The organism is Pseudomonas sp. P5_B2 (assembly GCF_056400445.1).
The window spans coordinates 1-3,419 of record NZ_JBFULH010000444.1 but is presented as its reverse complement, the minus strand read 5'-3'; the positions used below and the strand labels follow the sequence as shown (position 1 = coordinate 3,419).

Annotated in this window: 4 protein-coding genes; all 4 read left to right on the top strand. The window is 58.7% G+C overall.

The genetic code is table 11. The features are described 5' to 3' along the window. Positions 1–121: zinc-binding dehydrogenase (locus AC1DRJ_RS22060; protein ID WP_477804008.1), on the top strand; the 121-nt coding region annotated here is incomplete at its 5' end. A gap of 13 nt (positions 122–134) precedes the next feature. Then, positions 135–983 (top strand): TauD/TfdA dioxygenase family protein, encoded by an 849-nt coding sequence (locus AC1DRJ_RS22055; protein ID WP_477804007.1) that lies wholly within the window; start codon positions 135–137, stop codon positions 981–983. A gap of 82 nt (positions 984–1,065) precedes the next feature. Next, entirely contained in the window at positions 1,066–2,118 is a 1,053-nt protein-coding gene (locus AC1DRJ_RS22050) for a beta-keto acid cleavage family enzyme (protein ID WP_477804006.1), read from the top strand. A 92-nt stretch (positions 2,119–2,210) separates the two neighbouring features. Beyond that, a partial coding sequence (locus tag AC1DRJ_RS22045; RefSeq protein ID WP_477804005.1) for an MFS transporter occupies positions 2,211–3,419 on the top strand: 1,209 nt, incomplete at its 3' end.

Below are 3,419 nucleotides of genomic sequence, written 5' to 3'. Positions count from 1 at the left end.
CGTCGGCAGCGGTCGCATCAAGATCGAAATCAACCAGCACTATGCCTTGCAAGACGCTGTCCAGGCCCATCGCGACCTGGAGTCACGCAAGACTACCGGCTCTTCGATTTTCATCGTTTAAGGAGCGGCCAGTCATGAAAGTCGAACAATTGACCTACAACATCGGCGCCGAACTGATCGGCGTCAACCTCGCCGATGCGGTGCATGACGACGGTCTGTTTGCCGAGATTCGTGCCCAGTTGCTCAAGCACCGAGTGGTGTTCCTGCGTGATCAGGACATCACTCGCGCCGAACACGTGGCCTTCGCCCGTCGTTTCGGCGAGCTGGAGGATCACCCGGTGGCCGGCAGCGACCCGGATCATCCAGGACTGGTGCGCATCTACAAGAATCCGGACCAGCCGATGGACCGCTACGAGAACGCCTGGCACACCGACGCCACTTGGCGCGAAGCCCCGCCGATGGGTTGTGTACTGCGTTGCGTGGAGTGCCCGCCCGTGGGCGGCGACACCATGTGGACCAACATGGTAGAGGCGTATGCGCGCCTGCCGGAAGACATAAAGGTGAAGATCGCCGACCTGCGTGCCCGTCACAGTATCGAAGCGAGCTTTGGCGCGGCCATGCCGATCGAGAAACGTCTGGGGCTCAAGGCGATGTACCCGGATGCCGAGCACCCGGTCGTGCGTACTCACCCGGAGACCGGTGAAAAGGTGCTGTTCGTCAACGCCTTCACCACCCACATGAGCAACTATCACACCCCTGACCGGGTGCGTTTCGGCCAGGACGCAAACCCTGGTGCGGGCGAGTTGCTGCGCTACCTGATCAGCCAGGCGTACATCCCTGAGTATCAAGTGCGCTGGCGCTGGAAGCCTAACAGCATCGCGATCTGGGACAACCGCAGTACCCAGCATTACGCGGTCATGGATTACCCGCCGTGCCATCGCAAGATGGAACGTGCCGGGATTATCGGTGACAAGACGTTCTAATCGAACTCCCTGTATTAGCAACTCGTAGAGTCGCCTGCCAAGCATGACCGGCAGGCGGACACCATAAAAATTGGAGTAACTCATGCAATTCTTCGACGATTCCCTGCACCCGGAAAACATGGACAAGGTAGTCATCACCGTGGCCCCGTATGGCCCTGAGTGGATGCCGGAAGATTTCCCGGAAGACATCCCGCTGACCATGGACGAGCAAGTCCAGAAAGCGGTTGAATGCTATGAAGCTGGTGCCACGGTTCTGCACCTGCACGTGCGTGAACTGGACGGCAAGGGTTCCAAGCGTCTGTCCAAGTTCAACGAATTGATTGCCGGCGTACGTGAAGCAGTGCCGGACATGATTATCCAGGTCGGCGGTTCGATTTCCTTCGCCCCTGAAAGCGATGGCGAAGCCGCGCTGTGGTTGTCCGACGATACCCGCCACATGCTGGCCGAGCTGACGCCAAAACCGGATCAGGTCACGGTGGCGATCAACACCACCCAGATGAACATCATGGAATTGCTGTATCCGGAATACCTGGAAGGCACTTCCCTGGCCAACCCTGCCTATCAGGCTGCCTACAGCGAAATGACCGTTCCGGCCGGCCCGGCCTGGGTTATCGAGCACCTTAAGCGTCTGATGGACAATGACATTCAGCCGCACTTCCAGCTGACCGGCATGCACGCTTTGGAAACTCTGCAGCGTATGGTTCGCAAGGGTCTTTACAAAGGTCCATTGAACACGACCTGGATCGGCATCGGCGGCGGTTTCGACGGTCCTAATCCGTTCAACTTTTTCAACTTCATCCACCGCGCACCGGACGGCTGCACCATCACCTCCGAGTCGCTGCTGAAAAACGTCATGCCGTTCAACACCATGTCGATGGCCATGGGTATGCACCCGCGTGTGGGCAATGAAGACACCATCATTGATCACAAAGGCGACCGTTTTGGTTCGGTTGCACAGATCCAGCAAACCGTGCGCATCGCTCACGAACTGGGTCGCGAAATCGCTACCGGTAAAGAAGCCCGCGAGATCTATCGCATCGGCGTGAAGTACGAAACTATCGAAGAAACTCTGTTCGCCAACGGTATGGCCCCCAACCGCAAGGCTGGGCAGAAAGGTGTGCCGCAACGCGGCTGACCGGCAGCGAGGGCGGGAGGTCGATGACCTCTCGCTCGCTGTTTTGCAATTCGCTCGATAACAACAATAAAGCAAAGTTTCGAGGAGGCTGCATGGCCTTTCACCCAATCGCCGCCGACGATGACGACTCCAATGGTGTCAGTGTTGCGCGCAAATATGCCTGGATTGTCTTCGCACTGACGTTCGGCTTGTTGATTTCCGATTACATGTCCCGCCAAGTGCTGAACGCTGTATTTCCGTTGCTCAAGGGCGAGTGGGCCCTGACTGACAGCCAGCTCGGCTTGCTCAGTGGCATTGTCGCCTTGATGGTCGGCTTGCTGACCTTTCCATTGTCATTAATGGCTGACCGTTTCGGCCGGGTTAAAAGTCTGGCGCTGATGGCGCTGTTGTGGAGTATCGCCACGCTGGGCTGCGCATTGGCGCAGGACTACCAGCAAATGTTTATCGCCCGCTTCATGGTGGGTGTCGGTGAGGCTGCCTATGGCAGCGTCGGTATTGCCGTGGTGATTTCGGTATTTCCGAAACACATGCGGGCAACGCTGGCCAGTGCCTTTATGGCTGGCGGCATGTTCGGCTCGGTGTTGGGCATGGCCTTGGGCGGCGCTATTGCGGCCAAGCTCGGCTGGCGCTGGTCGTTTGCCGGTATGGCCCTGTTTGGTCTGATGCTGGCGGTGCTGTACCCGATCATCGTCAAGGAAGCCCGCATTGCGCCTCAGCGTGTTGCCCAGGCCGGCAAAAAAGTCGGTGCGGTGGTCAAGCGTCCGTTGCGCACCTTGTGCTCCAGCCCTTCGGTAATTGCGGCTTACATCGGCAGTGGCTTGCAACTGTTTGTTGGCGGCACTGTGATCGTGTGGATGCCCAGCTACCTCAACCGCTATTACGACATGGCGCCGGGCAAGGCTGGCGGTGTGGCTGCGATCATCGTTCTGTGCAGCGGCGCCGGGATGATCCTGTGCGGCATGCTCAGCGATCGCATGTGCCGTCAGTCGGCTGAGCGCAAGGTCGCTCTGGCCATCGCTTATTGCCTGGGCAGTTGCCTGCTGCTGTCGGCGGCGTTTGCCTTGCCACCAGGACCTGCGCAATTGCTGTTGATTGGCATGGGCATGTTGATTGCTGCCGGTACCACCGGACCAGCCGGGGCGATGGTGGCGAACCTGACCCATTACTCGGTGCACGGTACGGCGTTTGCTACGCTGACATTAGCCAACAACTTGCTTGGCTTGGCGCCAGGCCCGTTCATCACCGGCAAGGTGTCCGACATGATCGGCTTGCAGGCGGCCTTCCAGTTAGTACCCCTGGTG

Excerpts from the sequence above, each read along its gene's own strand:
- AC1DRJ_RS22055 (WP_477804007.1), top strand. The coding sequence starts at position 135 with ATGAAAGTCGAACAATTGACCTACAACATCGGCGCCGAACTGATCGGC.
- AC1DRJ_RS22050 (WP_477804006.1), top strand. The coding sequence starts at position 1,066 with ATGCAATTCTTCGACGATTCCCTGCACCCGGAAAACATGGACAAGGTA.